This window comes from Sulfitobacter sp. TBRI5, from assembly GCF_051013555.1.
Classification (GTDB): Bacteria; Pseudomonadota; Alphaproteobacteria; order Rhodobacterales; family Rhodobacteraceae; genus JL08.
On the sequence record NZ_CP112884.1, the window covers coordinates 2746728 to 2769358 of the forward strand.

Annotated in this window: 21 protein-coding genes; 9 read left to right on the forward strand and 12 right to left on the reverse strand. The window is 58.5% G+C overall.

Going from position 1 to position 22631, the window contains the following annotated elements:
* The 3 genes from cobT to OLX72_RS13870 form a co-directional block, all read right to left on the reverse strand.
* On the reverse strand, positions 1 to 1878 hold the full coding sequence (cobT, locus tag OLX72_RS13860; protein ID WP_433988898.1) for a cobaltochelatase subunit CobT: 1878 nt from the start codon (positions 1876 to 1878) through the stop codon (positions 1 to 3).
* Positions 1879 to 1975: 97 nt separating this feature from the next.
* Positions 1976 to 2962 (reverse strand): cobaltochelatase subunit CobS, encoded by a 987-nt coding sequence (gene cobS / locus OLX72_RS13865; RefSeq protein WP_433988899.1) that lies wholly within the window; start codon positions 2960 to 2962, stop codon positions 1976 to 1978.
* A gap of 202 nt (positions 2963 to 3164) precedes the next feature.
* Positions 3165 to 3791 carry a DnaJ domain-containing protein gene (locus OLX72_RS13870; RefSeq protein ID WP_114870728.1) on the reverse strand — a complete coding sequence of 209 codons (627 nt, stop codon included), beginning with the start codon at positions 3789 to 3791 and terminating at the stop codon, positions 3165 to 3167.
* A gap of 77 nt (positions 3792 to 3868) precedes the next feature.
* On the opposite strand from OLX72_RS13870, the gene OLX72_RS13875 reads away from it, so the two are divergent.
* Positions 3869 to 4162: a BolA family protein gene (locus OLX72_RS13875; protein WP_114870727.1), complete on the forward strand. Its 294-nt coding sequence runs from the start codon at positions 3869 to 3871 to the stop codon at positions 4160 to 4162.
* Positions 4163 to 4169: 7 nt separating this feature from the next.
* On the opposite strand, the gene OLX72_RS13880 is transcribed toward OLX72_RS13875, so the two are convergent.
* The 3 genes from OLX72_RS13880 to OLX72_RS13890 all read right to left on the reverse strand — a co-directional run bounded on the left by OLX72_RS13880 (position 4170) and on the right by OLX72_RS13890 (position 7547).
* Complete coding sequence (locus OLX72_RS13880; protein WP_114870726.1) at positions 4170 to 4640, reverse strand: DUF4177 domain-containing protein; 471 nt, start codon at positions 4638 to 4640, stop codon at positions 4170 to 4172.
* Positions 4641 to 4719: 79 nt separating this feature from the next.
* Positions 4720 to 6231, reverse strand: coding sequence for an Asp-tRNA(Asn)/Glu-tRNA(Gln) amidotransferase subunit GatB (gene gatB, locus OLX72_RS13885; protein WP_114870725.1), 1512 nt, complete (start codon positions 6229 to 6231; stop codon positions 4720 to 4722).
* Positions 6232 to 6296: 65 nt separating this feature from the next.
* Positions 6297 to 7547, reverse strand: coding sequence for a hypothetical protein (locus OLX72_RS13890; RefSeq protein WP_433988900.1), 1251 nt, complete (start codon positions 7545 to 7547; stop codon positions 6297 to 6299).
* A 235-nt stretch (positions 7548 to 7782) separates the two neighbouring features.
* On the opposite strand from OLX72_RS13890, the gene OLX72_RS13895 reads away from it, so the two are divergent.
* A complete protein-coding gene (locus OLX72_RS13895; RefSeq protein WP_114872318.1) occupies positions 7783 to 8454 on the forward strand; it encodes a transglycosylase SLT domain-containing protein in 672 nt (223 codons plus the stop codon).
* A gap of 12 nt (positions 8455 to 8466) precedes the next feature.
* Here the strand turns inward: OLX72_RS13895 and OLX72_RS13900 are convergent, their stop codons facing one another.
* Positions 8467 to 8904 (reverse strand): hypothetical protein, encoded by a 438-nt coding sequence (locus OLX72_RS13900; RefSeq protein WP_254684601.1) that lies wholly within the window; start codon positions 8902 to 8904, stop codon positions 8467 to 8469.
* Entirely contained in the window at positions 8901 to 11453 is a 2553-nt protein-coding gene (gene pepN / locus OLX72_RS13905; RefSeq protein ID WP_433988901.1) for an aminopeptidase N, read from the reverse strand. Before pepN ends, OLX72_RS13900 begins: the two co-directional genes overlap by 4 nt.
* A gap of 194 nt (positions 11454 to 11647) precedes the next feature.
* On the opposite strand from pepN, the gene OLX72_RS13910 reads away from it, so the two are divergent.
* Both OLX72_RS13910 and OLX72_RS13915 read left to right on the forward strand, forming a co-directional pair.
* A complete protein-coding gene (locus tag OLX72_RS13910; protein WP_433988902.1) occupies positions 11648 to 12451 on the forward strand; it encodes a gamma-glutamyl-gamma-aminobutyrate hydrolase family protein in 804 nt (267 codons plus the stop codon).
* Positions 12452 to 12495: 44 nt separating this feature from the next.
* On the forward strand, positions 12496 to 13098 hold the full coding sequence (locus tag OLX72_RS13915; protein WP_433988903.1) for a flavodoxin domain-containing protein: 603 nt from the start codon (positions 12496 to 12498) through the stop codon (positions 13096 to 13098).
* Here the strand turns inward: OLX72_RS13915 and kynA are convergent.
* The 4 genes from kynA to OLX72_RS13935 form a co-directional block, all read right to left on the reverse strand.
* A complete protein-coding gene (kynA, locus tag OLX72_RS13920; protein ID WP_433988904.1) occupies positions 13037 to 13870 on the reverse strand; it encodes a tryptophan 2,3-dioxygenase in 834 nt (277 codons plus the stop codon). The genes OLX72_RS13915 and kynA overlap by 62 nt on opposite strands.
* A complete protein-coding gene (locus tag OLX72_RS13925) occupies positions 13867 to 14349 on the reverse strand; it encodes an N-acetyltransferase family protein (RefSeq protein ID WP_433988905.1) in 483 nt (160 codons plus the stop codon). Before OLX72_RS13925 ends, kynA begins: the two co-directional genes overlap by 4 nt.
* Positions 14346 to 15539, reverse strand: a complete 1194-nt coding sequence (gene kynU / locus OLX72_RS13930) for a kynureninase (protein ID WP_114870718.1) — start codon at positions 15537 to 15539, stop codon at positions 14346 to 14348. Before kynU ends, OLX72_RS13925 begins: the two co-directional genes overlap by 4 nt.
* A 78-nt stretch (positions 15540 to 15617) precedes the next feature.
* On the reverse strand, positions 15618 to 16370 hold the full coding sequence (locus OLX72_RS13935) for an SDR family NAD(P)-dependent oxidoreductase (RefSeq protein WP_433988906.1): 753 nt from the start codon (positions 16368 to 16370) through the stop codon (positions 15618 to 15620).
* Positions 16371 to 16480: 110 nt separating this feature from the next.
* On the opposite strand from OLX72_RS13935, the gene OLX72_RS13940 reads away from it, so the two are divergent.
* From OLX72_RS13940 to OLX72_RS13960, 5 genes are all read left to right on the forward strand, one after another.
* Positions 16481 to 17428 (forward strand): MBL fold metallo-hydrolase, encoded by a 948-nt coding sequence (locus OLX72_RS13940; protein ID WP_114870716.1) that lies wholly within the window; start codon positions 16481 to 16483, stop codon positions 17426 to 17428.
* 58 nt (positions 17429 to 17486) lie between these two features.
* Positions 17487 to 17936: a methyltransferase family protein gene (locus OLX72_RS13945; RefSeq protein WP_114870715.1), complete on the forward strand. Its 450-nt coding sequence runs from the start codon at positions 17487 to 17489 to the stop codon at positions 17934 to 17936.
* A 131-nt stretch (positions 17937 to 18067) separates the two neighbouring features.
* Positions 18068 to 19642 carry a Re/Si-specific NAD(P)(+) transhydrogenase subunit alpha gene (locus OLX72_RS13950; protein WP_114870714.1) on the forward strand — a complete coding sequence of 525 codons (1575 nt, stop codon included), beginning with the start codon at positions 18068 to 18070 and terminating at the stop codon, positions 19640 to 19642.
* Positions 19643 to 19655: 13 nt separating this feature from the next.
* Positions 19656 to 21089: an NAD(P)(+) transhydrogenase (Re/Si-specific) subunit beta gene (locus tag OLX72_RS13955; protein ID WP_433988907.1), complete on the forward strand. Its 1434-nt coding sequence runs from the start codon at positions 19656 to 19658 to the stop codon at positions 21087 to 21089.
* Between the two features lie 204 nt (positions 21090 to 21293).
* Complete coding sequence (locus tag OLX72_RS13960) at positions 21294 to 22577, forward strand: DUF3422 family protein (RefSeq protein ID WP_114870712.1); 1284 nt, start codon at positions 21294 to 21296, stop codon at positions 22575 to 22577.
* The last annotated feature ends 54 nt before the right edge of the window (positions 22578 to 22631 follow it).

Sequence of the window (22631 nt, forward strand, 5' to 3'; positions counted from 1 at the left end):
TCAGCCCGCGCGCCGGATACCCATGACGCGCGCCCGCGCCCGAGGATCATTGTCAAACAGGGCGGCCAGTTGTTCCGTCATGGCCCCGGCAAGCTGTTCAACATCGGTGATTGTCACGGCCCGGTCATAATAGCGGGTGACATCGTGGCCGATGCCGATCGCCAAAAGCTCGACCGCACGGCGACGCTCTACCATCGCGATCACATCGCGCAGGTGTTTTTCCAGATAGTTGGCCGGGTTGACCGACAGGGTGGAATCATCGACCGGCGCGCCATCCGAGATTACCATCAGGATCTTGCGCGATTCCGCACGCCCCAGCATCCTGCGGTGGGCCCATTCCAGCGCTTCGCCGTCAATGTTTTCCTTCAGCAAACCTTCCTTCATCATCAGGCCCAGATTGGGCCGTGTGCGCCGCCAGGGGGCATCGGCGGATTTGTAGATGATGTGGCGCAGATCGTTCAGGCGGCCGGGTTGTCCGGGGCGGCCATTGGCCAGCCACGCTTCGCGGGCCTGCCCGCCTTTCCATGCGCGGGTGGTAAAGCCGAGGATCTCCACCTTGACGTTGCAGCGTTCCAGTGTCCGGGCCAGAACATCGGCGCAGATCGCGGCAATCGAAATCGGGCGGCCGCGCATCGATCCGGAATTGTCCAGCAAAAGGGTCACCACGGTATCGCGGAACTCGGTGTCTTTTTCGACCTTGAAGGACAGGGGCGTTGTCGGGCTTGCCACGACACGGGCCAGACGACCGGCATCCAGAATGCCTTCTTCGCGATCAAATTCCCAAGACCGGTTCTGTTGCGCCTGAAGGCGTCGCTGCAATTTGTTGGCCAGCCGCGACACCGCGCCTTTCAGGGGTTCCAGTTGCTGATCCAGATAGGCGCGCAGCCGTTCCAGTTCGACCGGTTCGGCCAGATCCTCGGCGGCGATTTCTTCGTCGTGATCGCTCAGATACACGGTATAATTGGGGTCGGCGTCTGAAATCGGTTGCGGGGCGGGCGGCTCCAGCGGGGCTTCGCCTTCGGGCATTTCCGCTTCTTCGCCCATCTCTTCGTCGGCCATTTCGTCCATGCTGACCTGCGCCTGTGACGCGTCCTGCTGGTCTTCCTGGCTTTGCTCGGCGCTGGCTTCGGCGTCCTGATCGTCGTCGTCCTGATCGCCGGTGCTGTCGGGATCCTGTTCTTCTTCGCCGCCGTCTTCGGCTTCGTTTTCGTTTTCATCATCCAGTTGGTCGGGGTCGTCGCCCAGCTGGTCACCATAGCCCAGATCGGAAATCACCTGCCGCGCGAACTTGGCAAAGGATGCCTGATCCGACAGGGTGTCTTGCAGGTTGTCCAGCGTGCCGCCGGCCTGTTCTTCGATAAAGCCACGCCACAGTTCCATCACGTTCTGCGCGCCGGCGGGCAATGTGCGCCCGGTCGCCAGATGGCGGATCAGGTAACCGGCGGCCACGGAAAGCGGCGCGTCTGATGGCTGCTTGCAGTCCTCATAGCCCTTGCGCGTCGCCTCATGGGCGATCTTGGCGTCGATATTGCCTGCGGTGCCGGGCATATCGCGCGCGCCCATCGCTTCGCAGCGGGCAGTTTCCATCGCTTCGTAAAGTTCGCGCGCCATTTCTCCGGGCGGGGCGTAGCGCGCGTGGGTGCTGTCATTGTGATAGCGCCGGTTCAGTGCCAGCGCGTCGGCTGTGCCGCGTGCCAGAAGCACCTCGTCGCGTGTCATCCGGCGGCTGACTTGTGGCAGGCGCATCGCATCGCCCGACAGGCCAGATGGATCAACCGTATAGCTGACGCTCAATTCCGGATCATGCGCCATGACCTTGGTCGCCTCGGCCAGCGCTTTCTTGAACGGATCGGCAGGGTTGTCGGTTGGTTTGCTCATCTTCCGGGCCGGTATGTAAAACGGGCACCCGTCGTTACGGGCCCCGATGCGTCAATGACGGTGCGCGGCAGCGCTGGTATCATGCGCACAAATCGCGTCATCCCAGGCTCGCGCTGGCCGCGCTTTCGGGCAGTTCCTCGTCGAACAGGCGCTGGTAGAACTCGGCCACGGTCTGGCGTTCCAGCTCGTCGCATTTGTTCAGGAACGACAGGCGGAACGCATAGCCGACATTGCGGAAAATTTCGGCATTCTGCGCCCAGGCAATCACAGTGCGCGGTGACATGACCGTGCTCAGATCGCCCGACATGAAGGCGGTGCGCGTCAGATCGGCCACTGTGACCATCTGTTTGATCGTCTTGCGACCCTTGTCGCTGTTGTAATGCGGGTTCTTGGCCAGAACGATGGCGGTTTCGGCCTCGATGCTCAGATAATTCAGCGTTGCCACCAGTGACCAGCGGTCCATCTGGCCCTGGTTGATCTGTTGTGTGCCATGATAAAGCCCGGTTGTATCGCCCAGACCAACAGTGTTGGCGGTGGCAAACAGGCGGAAATAGGGGTGCGGGTCCAGCACCTTGTTCTGGTCCAGCAGGGTCAGTTTTCCGTCAACTTCCAGCACGCGCTGGATCACGAACATCACGTCCGCGCGGCCGGCATCATATTCATCAAACACGATGGCCGTTGGCGTACGCAGCGCCCATGGCAGGATGCCTTCCTGAAATTCCGTCACCTGAACGCCGTCGCGCAGTTTGATCGCGTCTTTGCCGATCAGATCGATCCGGCTGATGTGGCTATCCAGATTCACCCGTACCGTGGGCCAGTTCAGGCGCGCGGCGACCTGTTCGATATGGGTGGATTTTCCTGTGCCGTGATAGCCTTGGATCATCACACGCCGGTTGTGCGAAAACCCCGCCAGAATGGCCAGCGTGGTATCTGGATCGAATTTATAGGTGCTGTCCAGAAGCGGAACCCGATCAGATGTATCCGAAAACCCTTTGACGATCATGTCAGTGTCGATGCCGAATACATCGCGCACCGAAATCGTCTCGGTCGGTTTTGCATTGATATCGATCGAGCCGTCCGCCATCTGTCTTATCCTTGTAAAATATCCCCGGAACGGGGCGTCATTTGTGCAGTTTCCGTGGTGCAACATATCGCGAAGCAGGGCAAGGGGAAGGGGGGTGGAAAATAACGCTGTCCCCGCAAGGGGTGCCCCATAAGGATCGCCGTAGTGTGACGATCCGGAACTGTACAGGTCAGCCAAAGGCCCTGTGGGCACAGGCCGGTTATCAGTCCTTGAAGTTACGGCTAACCTTTAGCTGATCCCATGCCCAGACGACTTCCTGCAACTGTTCTTCCTGGCTGCGATCGCCCCCGTTCATATCCGGGTGCAAGACCTTGATCAGCGCCTTGTAGGCTTTGCGAACCTCGGTCTTTGTCCAGTGATCCTTGGCTTCCAGAATTTCGACGGCGCGGCGTTCGGTGGGCGGCAGTTTGCGGCTGTTGCTGACCCCTTTGCCGGGGTTTTGCGTGGCATTCGCACCCAGCACCTGATGCGGGTCTTCAATGCCCAAACGTGCCCAGGCGCGCGCTTCGGGGTCTTTCATCGGTTTGGTTTCACGTTCCCAAACCTTGTCCTTGGATTGCTGCGCGTTGATTTCAGCCTCGGTCGTGCCGTGGAAGAAATTCCATTTCAGATTGTATTCGCGCACGTGCTGTTGGCAGAACCAGAAATAATCGTCGAGAACATCCGGTGCTTTGGGCGCACGGTATTTTCCCGGTTCTTCGCAGCCTTCATGTTCGCACAGACGGACCGATGTTTCAGAGGCACCCGACATTCCGCGGCGGCCCCGCGGATTTTTCTTCTTGGCCGAAGACACAGACATGTCAAATCCAAACGGATCGTTCTTGTTCATTTTCGTGGTCCTCTTTCCGACTCGGCCCAGAGAGTTTAAAGTAAACACAGTCAGATTGAAGGGGTCAGGTTCAAAAAATGACAGATAAATTGGATGCAGCGGGCGTTGTGCCGGTTCTGGTGCGGGATGAAATCCACGATCGCCTTGAACAGACCTTTTCGCCCACCGCGCTTGAGGTTGTGGATGACAGCGAGGCGCATCGCGGCCACAGTGGATATCAGGAAGGCGGGCAGAGCCATTTCAATGTGATGATCCGCGCCGACGCATTCAAGGGGCAATCGCGGGTGGCGCGTCACCGGGCGGTTCATGCCGCGCTTGGGCCTGCGCTTATTGCGCGTATTCACGCACTGGCGTTGGATATCGGCGTCTAGACAGGCTTTATTCAGCAGGTTTTTTCTGACCGGCGCGTTTTTTCAGGGCTTCGGTCATGCCCGCGACTTCCGACAGTTCTTCGACGCCATTGTCGCTTAGCATCTTGGTAGCGCCCGGCTGTCCTGCCGGCCTTTCCGGGTCTTGTGCAACCTCGGGCTCTGCGGGCGTCACGGGTTCTGGCGCCGCGACTTCCGCGTCGTCAGCCATTTTCAGCACAACCGGTTTGAACTCTTCCAGATCACCGGAACGCGCACGACGAAACACCAGCACGTTGCGATAGGTCGTGACAGAGCTGGTCAATCCACTGCGTTCGCGGCTGGGCAGGGTTTCGGCCCGCTGAAATTCCCATCCGTCGCTGCCCATGTCGTTCATCAGGTGCTGCAACGCATTTGCAAACCGCGATTCAGGCGTTTTCAACCCGCGCGCCTTAAGGCCTTTGGTCGGGGCAGGAACAACTTTGTACTCGTAGTGGGGCATGGGTTAAGCCTTGAAGGGATAGAACGGCGTCATAGCAAACGGTGCTGCATGCGCCAAGTGTTTGCGGTGCCCTGTCCGATCACAGGCCCAGTTTTTCGCTGACCAGTTTGTTCACCGCCGCCGGATTGGCTTTGCCGCCGGTTGCCTTCATCACCTGACCCACGAACCAGCCTGCAAGTTTCGGATTGGCCTTGGCCTTTTCGACCTGCGCAGGGTTATCGGCAATCACGGCATCCACAGCCGCTTCGATGGCGCCTGTGTCCGTGACCTGCTTCATCCCTTCCGTCTCGACGATCTCGACCGGATCGCGACCTGTCGTGTAGGCGATTTCAAAGACTTCCTTGGCGATCTTGCCGCTGATGTCGCCCTTGGAAATCAGCGTGATAATGCCGCCCAGCTGATCCGGGCTGACAGGGCTTGCGTCAATGTCGCGGTCATCTTTTTTCAACCGACCGAACAGTTCGTTGATGACCCAGTTCGCGGCCATTTTCCCGTCGCGCCCGTCTGCGGTTTTTTCGAAAAAGGCCGCGGCTTCGACATCGGCGGTCAGAACCGATGCATCGTAATCGGACAGGCCGAATTCAGTGATGAACCTTGCCTTCTTCGCATCGGGCAGTTCGGGCAGGCCCGCCTTGATTTCGTCCACCCAGCTTTGTTCGATGTCCAAAGGCAACAGGTCGGGGTCGGGGAAGTAGCGATAATCATGCGCCTCTTCCTTGGACCGCATTGAACGGGTTTCGCCCTTGTCCGGATCATAAAGGCGGGTTTCCTGATCGACCTTGCCACCGGCTTCGACGATGGCGATCTGCCGGCGGGCCTCGACTTCGATGGCTTGTTGGATAAACCGCATCGAGTTCATGTTCTTGATTTCACAACGCGTGCCCAGATGCGAAAAATCCTGTGTTTCCATGTATTTTTCGTATTGGCCGGGCAGGCAAATCGATACGTTCACGTCCGCACGCATCGCGCCCGATTGCATATCTCCGTTACACGTTCCCAGATAGCGCAGGATCTGGCGCAGTTTGGTGATATAGGCTGCGGCCTCTTCGGGGCCGCGAATATCGGGCCGGCTGACGATTTCCATCAGCGCCACGCCGGTGCGGTTCAGATCGACGAAAGACATGTTCGGATCCATGTCGTGGATCGATTTTCCGGCATCCTGTTCCAGATGGATGCGCTCTACCCGGACCAGACGCGCCTTGCCTTCGCCCATTTCCACCAGCACTTCGCCCTCGCCTACGATGGGGTGATACAATTGCGAAATCTGATAGCCCTGCGGCAGATCGGGATAAAAGTAGTTCTTGCGGTCAAAGGCTGAATTCAGGTTGATATGCGCGTTCAGGCCCAACCCGGTGCGCACCGCCTGTTCGACACAGAATCGGTTGATCACCGGCAGCATGCCCGGCATCGCGGCATCCACAAAGGCCACATTGGCATTGGGTTCCGCCCCGAATTTGGTGGACGCGCCGGAAAACAGTTTCGCGTTCGAGGTGACCTGGGCGTGCACCTCCATCCCGATCACCAGTTCCCAGTCGTGTTTGGCACCGGCTATCCGTTTGGGGGTCGGGGCCTCGTAGGTGTGGTCCAGCATGGTCTGCCTCATCATCTCGCAACGATGTGGGTTCTAGGGCAGGGCGCGCATCAGGGCAAGAGCGGTCAGGCGGCGCTGACCATCGGACCAGAGGGTGTAAAGGTCACCTGATGCCCGCGGGCGATATCATCGCGGAACAATGTGGCAATCACGTCCAGCGCGTTGCGGCGTCCGTGTTCGGCAAAATTGCGCATGGAACGCACCCGTGCCGAGTTGTCAAAGCCGGTGGTGGCATGAGCCCAGACCAGTGGATGGATTTCTGTCATATGGTCGCGAATGATCCAATCGGCGCAATCGATCAGTTGATGACGCACCAGGTCCGCCTCGTCCGCGCTGCCGCATCTGGCGCGAACGGCAACCGCGCAATAGGCGGCCAGCAGGTTCACGGTGTGCTGGTCGGGGGCGTGGGCCAGAATGTCATGCAGCCCTTCAATGAAGAATTCCACCTCGACCTGTGCGCAAGCGGCATCGTCGATCACGACAGCATCGAAATACGACCACGTATAGGCGCCAGCGCCCCAGATATCGATGGTGCGCGACGCGGTGCGACGGGCCTCAAGTTCCAGCTGGGCCAGTGATCCGAACCAGCGGGGCAGCAGATGGTTGCCCATGGCACGCATGTGGTGCGGGTTTTTCGGATCAAGATCAATCAGCGCTTCGTAATCGTCCGCGACGCGGGTGCGGGAATTGGGATAGCCTGCCAGCAACGCACAGCGCGCCGCAGCAAGCGCGGGGCTAAGCGGTTCCAGACCGGAAAACTGGTTCAGAATTCCGGTTGCGCGGTCAAAATGGGCGGCGAACGCCTCGCGGTTTTGCGGTTTGAGTTCGGTCAGCCAGCCTGTACCGCGCCACGCCCACCCCATATCCAAATGTGCGTGCGCGACAATCAGGGCGACCGGATAATTGTCTGGATGTTCGTCCAGCACCTGTTCCAGCGCTTCGATGCCATCAAGAATAGGTGCGCCGCTGGCGGGTTTCCCGTCAAACAAGGCATGTTCGGCGGCAAGAACAACATCGGCCCGCGCCCCGTACATCAACAGATCGGCAACCGGCATGCCGCCGCGTGTTTTCGCACGGGTCTGATCGGCATCGAAAATCAGCTGCGACAGCGTTTCCCAGTCTTCCTGTCGCGCCAGTTTCTGGCCCTTGTTCTGAAACGCCGTGCGTTCGGCATGTTCCGATGTTGCTTCGACAACGGGAATGTTCAGATGATCGGCAATGTTGCGCTTGACCTGAAAGTCGATGGGTTCTGCACTGTGGCAAACAGGTTGTGCCGCCCGGTTTCGGGCGGGCATCGCGGCTTTTGCAGTTTCCATACAAGCGGAAACCGGCGCAATTGCATTGCGCAAAACAGAAAAACTAAGCCTTAGATCGCGCATTTCGGTAACATCCAACTCATTGATAATCTTAACTGGGTACAGGGCAGGGTTTTGCCTGTGCAATCAGGCCTAAAAAAGGCGCAACTGGGGTGATATCTGGCAATTGAAAGGGCGGTTGGCCTGCCCGGGTTTTCAATTGCGCTGCCCTGCGGACAAGGGAATACTGGCGTTGATGATTGAACGCGTTCTTTATCTGGTCATTGCCGGTGCTTTGGGGCTGGCATCGACAGCGCCGTTGCTGGCGTCGACAGAGGATGGGTTGGTGCGCCCGCTGGTACGTGAAGCGAATCTACCGCGGACCCGTTGGGAATACCAACAAGGGTCAGATATCTGGACACGGGGCGCGCTGGCGGCGCTTAGAACGCATGGTGCGGCGCTCGCGCAATCGGAACCCGTTGATATCAAAGACTGGTGCCCCGCCTATCCGGAGGCGGATCTGGCCCAGCGGCAGGCATTCTGGGTCGGGTTTCTGTCTGCGCTGGCGAAACATGAAAGCACCTACAGGCCCTATGCCGTGGGCGGCGGCGGGCGCTGGTTCGGATTGCTGCAAATCCAGCCATCGACCGCGCGGGGATATGGTTGCGCTGCCCGTTCGGGGCAGGACCTGAAAGACGGCGCATCCAATGTCAGTTGCGCGGTTCGGATCATGGCCGTGACGGTGCCGCGTGACGGTGTCGTTGCAACCAAAGGCGGGCGCTGGGGCGGTGTCGCTGCCGATTGGGGGCCGATGCGCAATGCCAACAAGCGCGCTGACATGCAGGCATGGCTCGGCAAACAAACCTATTGCCGCCCGCTTCAGTCCGTGCGTCCGCGTGAACGCACGGGCACGGGTGGCGATCGCTGATCTGCCGGGCATTCACATCAGAGAGAAGTGATGTCGTTCGACCCGCACCCCCTGTGCGCTCAGCGCCTGTTCGAATATCTGGTGTGGTGGCAGGCTTTCATAAGGCAGTCTGATCTTTTTGCGTGCCGGCGTCACTGCGCTGACGCGCACTGAAAAATCCAGCCTTGTGTCAAAGCGCATGTGGTCGATATCCTGCAGCGCCATATCGGCCCTGCGCTTTCCGGTGAACCAGGACAGGGTTGTCTCGTCGAGTTCGACACCCGCCGCGCGGTTGGTGAACAGATCCCACAGCGCCGGCAGAGTAAAGGCCGCCAGAATGGCCATTAGCCACCATGCCGCATCCACCAGAATTACGGCTGCAATCAGGACGAAATAGATCGCAATCACGATTGTTGCGGTGCGGTGGTTGCGCCCGTAATTGACATGCCGGAAGGGGGCGGGTTGTGTCATGCCCCCCTGATCCGGCTGATCATTTCATGTGTGTCGCGCGACAGATCGGGCGTTGCCGCGATTCGGTCAAGCTGGGCGCGCACATGATCCTGACGTTTGCTGTCATAGCGGCGCCATGTCTGGAACGCGCTGGTCATGCGGGCGGTTGTCTGCGGATTGACCGCATCCAGTTTGATCAGCCAGTCGGCCAGCAGCGCATACCCGCTGCCGTCCTGTTGATGAAACCCTGCGTGATGCATTGACAAAGCACCCAGTGTGGCACGGAACCTGTTGGGGTTTTTCCAATTGAAATCAGCATGTTTCGTCAGGTTCTTCGTGATTTCCACGGTCTGGTGCGGCGTGGACTGGATGATTTGCAGGCTGAACCATTTGTCGATCACCAGACGGTCGTGTTTCCACTGGTCGTAGAACGCTTGTGTTTCCGCGATCCCTTTTCCGGAATTCAGCAAACAGGCAAGAGCCGACAATTGTTGAGTCATATTATCCGCGGATTCGAACTGCCGCGCCGCCTGCGCGCCACCGTCAAGGCGCGACATCAGTGCAAGAACAGCCCCCTGCAACGCGCGTTTGCCGACCTGATCGGCATCCGGCGAATAGGGGGCGTCAATATGCATTTCACTGTAGAGTCGTGGCAGAAGATCCTGATTATATTGCGAGATAGCCTGCTTCATCGTTTCGCTGGCTGCCCAGATCGCTTGCGGGTCAGGCACATGCCCGGTGTCGTGCAGACTGGTGGCCATATCGGACTGGCTGGGCAGTCCCAGCATCAGGGCACGGGTTGCCGGGTCAACACTGTCGTCGCGCAACACGGCCGCCATCCCGGCAAGAAAGGTGGTGTCGGGGGGCGCGTCTTTCAGAATCATGTCGCTCAGGGCGGCGCGCGCCAAGGCGCGTCCCGCTTCCCACCGGTTGAATGGGTCGGTGTCATGGGCCAGCAGGAAACCGCGTTGCGCCTCGCCCTCGGGGTGGGACAGGATGACCGGCGCCGAAAAGCCGCGCAAGATCGATGCAACGGGGCGCGTGGCAAGCCCTTTGAAGGAAAAGGACTGGCGCGCCTGCGTCATTTCCAGAACCTGTGTTTCCTGTACCTCGTCACCGTTCTGGCCCAGCAGACCGACAGCAATGGGAATAACCTGTGGCTGCGGGTCGGGCGTAGTAGAACTTGGCTTTGTATCCTGTTGAAAGGTAAGGGTAAAAACCCCGTCTTTGAAATCTTCTTCGACGGACAGGCGCGGTGTTCCGGCCTGTGAATACCAGCGTTTGAACTGTGACAGGTCGCGACCTGTGACATCTTCGAACACTTTCAGCCAATCCTCGATCGTGGCGGCGTCACCGTCATGGCGTTTGAAATAAAGATCAAGCGCCTTGCCATAGGCCTCATCCCCGACCAGTGTTTTCAGCATGCCGATCACCTCGGCGCCTTTTTCGTATACAGTTGCGGTATAGAAGTTGTTGATTTCCTGAAAGCTTTCCGGGCGTACCGGATGCGCCAGCGGACCGTTATCTTCGGGAAACTGGCGCGCGCGCAGATCAATCACATCGGTGATGCGTTTTACCGGAGCACTGCGTACATCGGACGTGAACTGGGCGTCGCGGTATACCGTCAATCCTTCTTTCAAGCACAGTTGGAACCAGTCGCGGCAGGTGATGCGGTTGCCCGTCCAGTTGTGGAAATATTCATGGGCGATGATCGCTTCGATCCGTTCGAAATTTGTGTCGGTCGATGTTTCCGGGCTGGCCAGAACGGCTGAGGAGTTGAAGATGTTCAGCCCCTTGTTCTCCATCGCCCCCATGTTGAAATCGTCCACCGCCACGATGTTGAATACGTCCAGATCATATTCGCGGCCGTAAACGTCTTCGTCCCACTTCATGGATTTTTTCAGGGCTTCCATGCCAAACGCACATTTGTGCAGATCATCGGCACGCACCCAGATGTTCAGCGCGACCTTTTTTCCAGTCATCGTTGTAAACGTATCGGGATGGTTCACCAGATCACCGGCAACCAAAGCAAAAAGATAGGCGGGTTTGGGCCACGGATCATGCCATTCGGCCCATCCGTCGCCGGCCCCGACAGGGTTGCCGTTGGACAGCAGAACGGGGTGGGGGCCATTTATGCGTACGGTAAACACGGACATCACGTCGGGGCGATCCGGATAGTAGGTGATCTTGCGAAACCCCTGCGCCTCGCACTGGGTGCAATACATGCCGCTGGATTGATAAAGGCCCTCCAGTGCCGTGTTTGAGGCCGGATCAATCTCGACCTCGGCTTCCCAGATAAACGGGGCGTCCGGAACGGGGCATCTCAGCCCGTCGTCCGTGCATTCGGGATCGACTTTGGTGCCGTCAATGCTGGCGCGGATCAGCGTGAGGTCTTCGCCGTGCAGGAAGAACGTGCGGTCCTTTGCATCGGGATTGGGGCGAAACTGGATCCGGCTGGCTACTTTGGTGGCATGAGGCGACAGATCAAAGGTCAGGTGAACCGCATCCACAAGATATCCGAAAGGTTCATAATCGCTCAGGTAAATTGTTTCTGGGGCAGCGTCTTTCATGGGGAACCTTTCGGGCTGGGAACGCGCAGACGGTAGAAAGATTGCGCATCCGCTGCAAGCAGGGTTTGGCCGAGCTTTAACCGGGTTGGAACCCGCCATTGTGCAATTGGGCACACGCGCGTGTGCGCACGAAGCCACTGGCATAGGGTTAAAAGGCATTTTATAAACGCGTGAAGTCCATAACAGGGAAAATCATGGTCCGTCGCAGCCCGCAGCGCCCGATTGTCGGCATTATTTCAAATCAGTATCTGCTGAATGACCAGTATCCGGCCCACGCGGGCGGGACGATGAATTCGGCTGCGATTGCCGATGTGTCCGGCTGTCTGCCCATGCTGATCCCGGCCGATCCCCGGTTTGTATCGGTGGATGAGCTTTTGGACGTATGCGACGGTTTCATGCTGACAGGTGGACGCCCGAACGTGCATCCCGAGGAATATGGCGAGGCGGAAACCGAAGCACATGGTACGTTTGATCGCGCGCGTGATGCTATTGTGCTGCCACTGGTGCGCGCCTGTGTGGCGCGCGGGCAGCCGTTTCTGGGTGTGTGCCGCGGTTTTCAAGAGGTGAATGTCGCGATGGGGGGAACGCTTTATCCGGAAATCCGGGATTTGCCGGGGCGAATGAACCACCGCATGCCGCCCGATGGCACGTTGGAAGAAAAATTCGAACTGCGCCACAAGGTGCGGTTTACAGAAAACGGTGTATTCCACGGTGTTATGGGCGCCACCGAAGTGATGACAAACACCTTGCACGGGCAGGGTATCAAGACACCGGGCAAGGATATCGTAATCGACGGATACGCGCCTGATGGCACGCCCGAGGCGATCTATATACGAGGTGCCAAGGGCTTTACCCTGTCGGTTCAGTGGCATCCGGAATGGGACGCCTGCAACGATCCCGTATCGCGCCCCCTGTTCGAGGCGTTCGGCGCAGCAGTCAGGGACTGGGCGGCGCATGACGACACATCGGAAATTTCAAAAATAGCCGCGCAGCTTTAACGCAAAGCAATACAAACGCAAATCACACGATTTACTTTGGCCGCATGACACATTCTGACGCCCGGAAAATACTTATCGTTTACGCCTCGACCGAGGGGCAGACCCGAAAAATCGCGCGGTATTGCGCTGACAGATTGATGGCCATGGGCCATTCGGTCGAAATGTTGCGCGCTGCCGATGATGATGGCGGTACTTTGGGGCAGGCGGATGCGGTCATTCTGGCCGGATCGGTCCATATGGGCCGTTTGCAAAAGGAACTGGCCGATTTTGCCACCGCTCATGTGGGCGAACTGAACGAAAGGCCGACGCTGCTTTTGCAGGTTTCATTGGCCATTGCCGGAGGCGATGAAAAGGAACTGGCCGATCTGGACCGGATTGCGGCCGAATTCTGCGACAAGGCCGGATTGCGCCCGTTGTCGATCCACCAGGTTGCCGGTGCGTTTCGTTTCACGCAGTACGATTTCTTCAAATCGTGGGCGATGCGCTATATCGCGGCAAAGATGGATCAGGACGTCGATCCGCACGCGGATCGGGAATACACGGATTGGGCCAAACTGGCTGACATCGTAAAGGATTTCGTCAGCTTCAAAGGCCGGTCCGCAGATGCCAAAGCTCCGGAAACAGTTCGACCTCAAGCATCTTCCTGAGGTAACTGACGCCGCCGGTCCCGCCGGTGCCGCGTTTGAAGCCGATGACACGTTCCACCGTGGTCACATGATTGAACCGCCAGCGGCGAAAGTAATCTTCAAGATCGACCAGCTTTTCCGCCAGTTCATAAAGTTCCCAATGGGTTTGCGGCGCGCGATAGACCTTGCTCCAGGCGGCGATGATGGCATCGCTGGGGGTATGCGGCATGGCGATATCGCGGTGCAGTGCCTCCTCCGGCAGGGGAATCGAGGCATGTAGCGCCTGCAATGCCACATCATAGAGTGACGGAGTCGCCAGTTCGGCCTGCAACAGGGCCGTTATGTCCGGGCGGTGTGCATGCGGGCGCAGCATCGCGGGGTTGCGATTGCCCAGAACGAATTTGATCTGACGGTACTGATGCGATTGAAAGCCCGAAGACTGGCCAAGTGAGTCGCGAAAGGCGGTGTAATCGCTGGGCGTCATGGTGCGCAGAACATCCCATGCATTGTTCAGCTGTTCGAAAATGCGCGAGACGCGCGCCAGCATCTTGAACGCAGGGCGGCGGTCACCCGTTTGCAGCGTCGCGCGCGCCGCTGTCAGTTCGTGTATCGCCAGCCGCATCCATAATTCCGATGTCTGGTGCTGGATGATGAACAGCATTTCGTCATGCGCGTCTGACACCGGATGCTGTGCGTCCAGCAGGGCTGACAGGCTCAGATAATCGCCATAGGACATACGCCCGTCAAAGGACATTTGCGCGCCTTCTTTGGCGGGGTCGTAGGGATCGGTCATGTTGCAATATCCTTTTGCATCAGTGACATATGAAAGCGTTCTAATGTCTGTCCGTTGACGGGATGCTGCTCCCTGCAGTCAATCTGCCAGCCGTTCTTTTCAAAGAATTTCCGTGCGCCAAGGCTGGCATGCACGGTCAGGGTGGTCATATTGTCTTGCTTTGCACGTTTCATCAGCGCGCGATACAGCGCATCGGCCACGCCTGTGCCTTTGGCCTCGGGCAGAACAAAGGCCATGTCCAGATAGCCCTCGGCGGTCAAAGACATGAACCCGATGATTTGCCCATCCTGTTCGGCAACCCGGCAATGCTGGTTCAGCAGGCGGTCGGGTGTGGCATCATCCGGCGCGCTTGCAAGGGCCCAAGCGGCGCGCTGGTCTGTGCTGTAATATTCTGCGGCGCCTTCGCGCACGGCCCGGTAGAAAACCGCAGCGCATGCTGCGCGATCCTGCGGGTGATAGGGGCGGATCAGCGGTGTCATGTGACTGCGGCGCGAACCTTGTATTCGTCGCGGTCCCACAGTTTGTTTTCCATCACGTCAGCCATGATATCAACAGCTTGGCGTACATCGTTCACGTCGATGTACAGCGGTGTAAAGCCAAATCGCATCACATCCGGCATCCGGAAATCGCCGATCACTCCGCGTGCGATTAACGCCTGCATCGCCGCGTATCCCTGTTCAAAGCGGAACGATACCTGCGAACCGCGCCGCGCAGCATCTCGCGGGCTGGCCAGTGTCAGTTGCGGGCATTTGCGTTCGACCAGTTCCACAAACAGGTCCGTCAGTTCCATTGATTTGGCGCGCACATCTGTCATATCGGCCATGTCCCAGATATCAAGCGCGCATTCCAGCGCGGTCATCTGCAGGACCGGCGGTGTGCCCACGCGCATCCGTTCGATGCCTTGCCCCGGGCGATAGTCCAGATCAAAGGCGAAAGGGGCGGCATGGCCCAGCCAGCCTGACAGGGCCGGTTTGATGTGATAGGCGTGGCGCGGCGCGACATAGATGAACGCTGGCGCGCCGGGGCCGCCATTCAGGTATTTGTAACTGCACCCCACCGCGAAATCCGCGCCCGCTGCTGCGACATCCACCGGGATCGCGCCTGCGGAATGGGCCAGATCCCAGACCGTTAGAATGCCGTGGTCATGCGCCTTTTTGGTCAGGGCGGCCATATCGTGCATCCGGCCCGTGCGGTAATCCACCTCGGTCAGCATCATAACGGCCACATCATCATTGATCGCATCGGCAACATCTTCTGGATCGACGATGCGCAATTCGTGACCGCGATCCAGCGTGTTCAGCAACCCTTGCGCCATATACAGATCGGTCGGGAAATTGCCGTTGTCAGACAGGATCACCTTGCGGTCCTGCGCCAGATCAAGTGCAGCGGCCAGCGCCTGAAACACCTTGATGGTCAGGGTATCGCCCATGACCACATGGCCGGCTTCGGCGCCGATCATTGCGCCGACACGGTCGCCGATTGTCATCGGTTGCGCCATCCAGCCGGCCTTGTTCCAGCCGGTGATCAGCATTTTGCCCCATTCGTCCCGCAGCATCCCGTCCAGTCGGGCAGGGGCTGATTTAGGCAGGGGGCCAAGCGAATTGCCATCCAGATATATCATGCCTTCGGGCAGATCGAACATGGCTTTGGTGGCGGCGAAATCGGTCATCTGGCCCTCATCAGGTATTTTAGGCTTAAAGTATATCTGCGGGCATACGCCCCGAAACGCTGTGTGTAAAGCCGTGGCCTAAATCTGACCGCCAGCGATTTCGATAGATTGACCGTTCACGCTTTGCGATCCGGGCAAACACAGCCACAACGCTGCGGTGGCAACTTCGTCGGGCGCGATCAGACGCTGGTGCCGGTTGGCCTTGATCATAAGGTTTCGGGCCTCATCGGTTGAAATGCCCGTGCGTTCGGCAATGCTGGTGGTGTTTTGCGCCACGATGTTCGTATCCACATAACCCGGGCACAACGCGTTGAACGTATAGGGTTTGCCCATGTAATCCTCGCTCAGGGCGCGGGTCAGCCCGATCAGCCCGTGTTTGGATGCGGTATAGGCCGACGCACCTTTCAACCCGCGCACCCCCGCAATGGACGATACAGTGATCACGCGGCCCCAGTCGGTTTGCACCATGCTGTTCATCGCCTCGCGGATGGTCAGAAAGGCGCCGTCCAGATTGGTGGCCATGATGTTGCGCCAGAATGCCATGTCTGTCTTGTGCAAGGCGCGCCCTTCGGCGATGCCGGCATTTGCAACACAAATCTGGATCGGGCCATGGGCTTGCACGGCCTGCGACATGACCTGTCTGACATCGCTTTCGTCGCGGACATCCATTGCCAGACCTGTGATCTGATCTGTGGCCACCCGATCCAGTACCTGTTGGCGGCGCCCGGTGATCGTGACGTGGGCCCCGTTATCGGCCAGCGCCTGTGCGATTGCCAGCCCGATGCCCGATCCCCCGCCGGTGACAAAGGCATGTTTCCCGCTTAACTGCATCTGCAATTCTCCTCTTTTCACGCAGCTTAGCGGGGTATGGCCGGGGGGCAAGCAACGGCTTTACTTACCCATTCGTATCTGTGAATGTGATGTGAGCGAAAGGAGCTGCCATGAAGTATTTTTTGGGTGCCATTCTGATCCTGACAGCCGGCATTGCGCAGGCCAGCGAAGAGATCGCCGACCAGTATCCGCAATCAGAGCTGTATTCCAAACCCGTTGAATTCATACCGCATGTGTATTCCGCAATCGGGGCCACGGCACCGCCGACCTATGAAAACGCGGGCCACAACAACAACCTGTCATTTATCTTGACGGATGAAGGGGTTGTGGTGATAAATTCGGGTGCGTCCTATCGTCTGGCCGCCGCATTGCATGATGAGATCAGGGCGGTCACAGACCAACCTGTGGTTCTGGTGATCAATGAAAACGGGCAGGGCCATGCGATGCTGGGCAACGGCTATTGGGCGGAACAGGGTGTAGATATTCTGGCCCATCAGGACGCGATTGCCGAAACGATGGAAAACGGTGATTTCATCCTTCAAGGCATGCAGCGGTATAACCGTGACAAGGCCGAAGGAACTGATGTGGTCCATGCCAACCTGTCGTTCGAGGACCGGTATGACCTGACTTTGGGGGGCGTAGACATACAGGTGCTGCATCTGGGGCCTGCCCATGATCCCGGCGACGCGCAGATCTGGATACCGCAATGGAACATCATGATTACGGGTGACATCGCGTTTCACGAACGGATGCTGCCGATTTTCGCACATACCTGCACCTCGTGCTGGATAGAAACATGGGAAACGGCACTGGAACCCCTAGCACCGACATATGTGATCCCCGGACATGGCCACCCGACCAATTTTGATCAGGTCCGCCGGTACACATTGGATTATCTGGTGGATTTGCGCGCCAAAATCGGTGCTTATATCGATCATGGCGGCGATCTGGCCGGCGCCTATTATGTGGATCAGTCAAACTGGGCCGGGCTTGATACGTTTGAAGAGCTTGCTACAAAAAATGCAGGCCGCGTGTTCGAAGAGATGGAGTGGGAATAGTGCAAATCTGCTGCATGGGGGGCGACCGGTTCGGTTTGCAACGCGGAACCTGTCCGCGATGAAATGGCTGGATACGCCCCCTGTCTGGCTGGCCGGATTTGTTGCGCTGGCGTGGGTGCAGTCGTCCTATTTTTCATTCGGGCTGGATTTTGGCGGAGCGTGGGCCGGATTTGCGGCGGGCATTCTGATCGGTGGCGGAATAATCCTGGCGCTGATGGCTTTTGTTGAATTCCGCCGTCATAAGACAACAATCGTACCGCACCAGACACCTGAACGGCTGATCCAGTCTGGCATATTCAGCAAATCGCGAAACCCGATCTATCTGGGCGACGTTCTTATTCTGGCAGGTTTGATCCTGCGCTGGGATGCGGTGCCGTCGCTGGCGCTGGTGCCGGTTTTCGTCTGGGTTCTGGAAAAGCGGTTCATCATCCCCGAAGAAAACCGGATGCGGCGCACCTTCCGGATGGATTTTGCCCGCTACGAAGGCAAGGTGCGCCGCTGGGTTTAGATCAATTGCGAAAAATTCTATTTCAATCGCCTCTATTGCTTGCGCAACTATATTGCGCGCGCTAGGGAACTAACCTGACGCCGCATGCTGCCCTGCGGCAAAATGAAATCTACCAGACGGGGGAATTCAAGTTGAAGATCGGAACACCCAAAGAAGTCTTTGAGGGCGAGGCACGCGTGGCCATGACCCCCGACAGTGCCGTTCAATTGCAAAAGCTGGGCCATGAGTGTCTGGTTGAATCGGGCGCCGGTGTCGCTGCCGGGTTTTCCGATGCGGCCTACAAGGCGGCCGGCGTCAAGATTGCAAAGACCGCGGCGGCCCTGTTCAAAGGCTCTGACGTGGTGGCCAAAGTCCGCCCCCCCACCGAAACAGAAGCCAAGCGCCTGACCGACGGGCAAACCCTGATTTCGTTCTTTTACCCCGGGTCCAATGAAAAACTGATGGATCTGGCTGCGTCCAAGGGCGCCACCGTGATCGCGATGGATATGGTGCCACGCATCAGCCGTGCGCAGAAAATGGATGCGCTCAGCTCGATGGCGAATATCGCAGGCTACCGCGCCGTGATCGAGGCCGGTAACAATTTCGGGCGCTTTTTCACCGGGCAGGTGACTGCCGCAGGCAAGGTGCCCCCGGCCAAGGTTCTGGTTGTGGGCGCCGGTGTGGCCGGATTGGCCGCCATCGGCACCGCCACATCGCTGGGTGCGATCACCTATGCGTTTGATGTGCGCCCCGAAGTGGCCGAACAGATCGAAAGCATGGGCGCAGAGTTCGTGTTTCTGGAATTTGACGCCAGCGAACTGCCGGATGGCGCGGCGACAGGCGGGTATGCGCCCCCGTCCAGCCCTGAATTTCAGGCCAAACAGCTTGAGAAATTCCGCGAACTGGCCCCCGATATCGATATCGTGATCACCACGGCACTGATCCCCAACCGCGCCGCGCCGATCCTGTGGACCAAGGATATGGTCGAAGCGATGAAGCCCGGGTCGGTCATTGTCGATCTGGCGGCAGAGCGGGGCGGCAATTGCGAACTGACCGTGGCAGATGAAAAGGTTGTGACCGACAACGGTGTCACGATCATCGGCTACACCGACTTTCCCAGCCGGATGGCGGCGCAAAGCTCGACACTTTATGCGACCAATGTCCGCCACATGATGGCCGATCTGACACCGGAAAAAGACGGTGTGATCAATCACGACATGGAAGATGATGTGATCCGCGGGGCCACCGTGACCCACGCCAAAGAGGTGACGTTCCCGCCCCCGCCGCCCAAGGTGCAGGCGATTGCGGCCAAACCCAAGGAAAAGGTCAAGGAACCGACCGCCGAAGAAAAGCGCGCGGCCGAACTTGCCGCGTTCAAGCAGCAGACCCGCAATCAGGTCACATTGCTGGCTGTCGGCGGAGCCCTGGTGCTGGCTGTCGGGCTGGTCGCTCCGGCCAGCTTTATGCAGCATTTCATCGTTTTCGTCCTGGCGGTCTTTGTCGGTTTTCAGGTGATCTGGGGGGTTGCGCACAGTCTGCATACCCCGCTGATGGCCATCACCAACGCAATCTCGTCGATCATTATTCTGGGTGCGCTCATGCAGATCGGATCAGGATCATTTCTCGTGATCCTGCTGGCGGCTCTATCGGTCTTTATGGCCGGAATTAACATCTTCGGGGGTTTCCTCGTGACACGGCGCATGCTCGCCATGTTCCAGAAATCCTAAGGGGGCCCGCGACATGGAATACGGTTTCACAACAGCAGCATATGTGGTTGCAGCAGTTCTTTTCATCCTCAGCCTTGGCGGTCTGTCCGGACAGGAAAGCGCCAAGCGCGCGGTCTGGTATGGCATCATGGGTATGGGGTTGGCGGTTTTTGCCACCCTGATCGGCCCGGGATCGGGCCTGTGGCTGGCATCAATCGTGCTTATCGCGCTGGGCGGAGCCATCGGCTATCAGCTGGCGACCCGCGTGCAGATGACGCAGATGCCCGAACTGGTCGCGGCCATGCACAGCCTTGTGGGTCTGGCGGCGGTTTTCGTCGGCTTCATCGCGCATATCGAACTGGGCCGGGTGCTGGCCATGGACGATACCGCGCGCAAATCTCTGGAAGGGTTTGCCGCCCTGCTGGCCAAGAAAGACGCAACCGAGGTGTCGATCCTGCGGGTTGAATTGTTCCTTGGCGTGTTCATCGGTGCGGTGACGTTCACCGGCTCTGTCATTGCCTATGGCAAACTGGCGGGCAAGGTTGACACGGCGGCCAAGAAACTTCCGGGCGGGCATATGCTGAATGCGACTGCGGCCGCAATCTCGGTGTTGTGCCTGATCTGGTATTTCAACACGGGCGGGTTTCTGCCCCTGTTCGTGATGACGCTTGCGGCGTTGTTCATCGGCTATCACCTGATCATGGGCATCGGCGGGGCGGACATGCCTGTCGTTGTCTCGATGCTGAACAGCTATTCGGGCTGGGCGGCGGCGGCGATCGGCTTCAGCCTTGGCAATGATCTGCTGATCGTGGTCGGCGCATTGGTCGGCTCAAGCGGTGCGATCCTGTCCTACATCATGTGCAAGGCGATGAACCGGTCGTTTATCAGCGTTATTCTGGGTGGCTTTGGCGGCCCTGCGGGCGAACAGATGGCGGTCGAGGGCGAACAGATCGCCATCGAGGCCGAAGGCGTTGCCACCGCCCTGAACGAAGCCGACAGCGTGATCATCATTCCGGGATACGGCATGGCGGTCGCGCAGGCCCAGCAGGGCGTTGCCGAACTGGTGCGCAAACTGCGCGCCAAGGGCAAGAATGTGCGTTTTGCCATTCACCCCGTGGCAGGGCGGTTGCCCGGCCACATGAACGTTCTGCTGGCCGAGGCGCGTGTGCCTTATGACATCGTGATGGAAATGGACGAAATCAACGACGATTTTCCGGATACGGATGTGGCGATCGTGATCGGGTCCAACGATATCGTGAATCCCGCGGCACAGGATGATCCTAACAGCCCCATTGCCGGTATGCCGGTTCTGGAATGCTGGAAGGCCAAGCAGGTGTTTGTTTCAAAACGCGGCCAGGGCACAGGCTATTCCGGTATCGAAAACCCGTTGTTTTTCAAGGAAAATACGCGGATGTTCTACGGCGACGCCAAGGCGTCACTGGACAAGCTTTTGCCCATGATCGAGTAGGGCGTACCGCCTGCACGACACCTGAATTATGGATGCCTCGCACGATATGTGCGGGGCATTTTCCGTTCAAGCCGTCCGGTTTTGCCGTTCCAGATTGCATTGCATACCATCGTATCCTGCTAACTTACTGAAAATTAACAAAAATAACTTTCATTTATGCGCCCGACCTGTAAAAAGGCCATGTCGACATCTAGGACAGGTTTCATGCCCCCGATCCAGGACCATCCGCTGCGCTATCCGCTTGCCAACGAACTGCACGCGCGCCCGTTTCCCGCCACCAGCGTGCCGTGTACGGCAGTCTATATCGCCATCAAACAACCCGACGATGCCGCACACCGGGACCGTGCCAGGGATATGGATCATCTGGTTGACCTGCTGGACCGGTTCGGCGCGCCCCATCCCCAACCCGGCGCGACGCATTATTCCGGCAAGATCGGGCGCCACATGCTGAAATGGGAACAGCACACCGAATTCGTGACCTATACAGCCTTCGTGGACGGCGTCAGCGACCGGCCGTTCAATCCTGCCGATTTTGAGGTGTTCCCCGAAGACTGGCTGGCGCGCGCACCGGGGCAGCGTATCACATCGATCATGTTGCGAGTGCTGGAACGCCCCTTGGACGAACAGATAAGCACATTGATCGGCGACTGGTTCGTTCCAGAAAGCGTGGCGGTTGCGCATGTGCTGGACCATGCGGCGGTTGTGGCGGGTGATTTCAGGATCGACGCAGCGGGGCACCAGCGGTTTGCCGTGTTTGTGTCGCCCGATGTCGGGCGCCGGCGTGTGGGCCGTGTGGTGCAGCGCCTGTGCGAGATTGAAACCTACAAATCCATGTCGATGCTGGGGTTTTCACGCGCGCGCAAACTGTCGGCGATGCTGGGCGGGCTGGATGGCCGTCTGACGGCACTGATGGGGGACATGTCAGAGGGGCGTGTCCCTGCGGATCAGACGCTGGCATCGCTGCTGTCGATTTCGGCGGAACTGGAAACGCTGGCGGCGCAATCCTCGTTCCGGTTCGGCGCAACGGGCGCCTATGATGCCATCGTGAACCAGCGTATCGCGGTTCTGCGCGAAACCCGTTTTCTGGGTCGGCAGACATTCGGCGAATTCATGATGCGACGGTTCGAACCGGCAATGCGCACCGTGAAATCCACTGAAAGACGGCTGGAAACCATGGCGGATCGCGCCATTCGTGCGGGCGATCTGCTGCGCACGCGCGTTGATGTGGAACGCAGCGCGCAGAACCAGAAACTGCTGGAAAGCATGGACAGTCGCGCCGATATGCAACTGCGCCTGCAACACACGGTCGAAGGCCTGTCTGTGGTGGCAATCAGCTATTACGCGGTGTCACTGGTTGGGTATCTTCTTTATCCGCTGACCGCGGTGACGGGACTAAGCAAAGGAAACATTCTCGCGCTGTCCACTTTGCCGGTGGTGGCGCTGGTCTGGTACTTTGTCCGCCGGATCAGGGCGCGTATCAACAAATAGCCGGGTACGATGCTGCCTTGATCCGGCGCACCGGTTTTCTTTTTGCGTGAAATA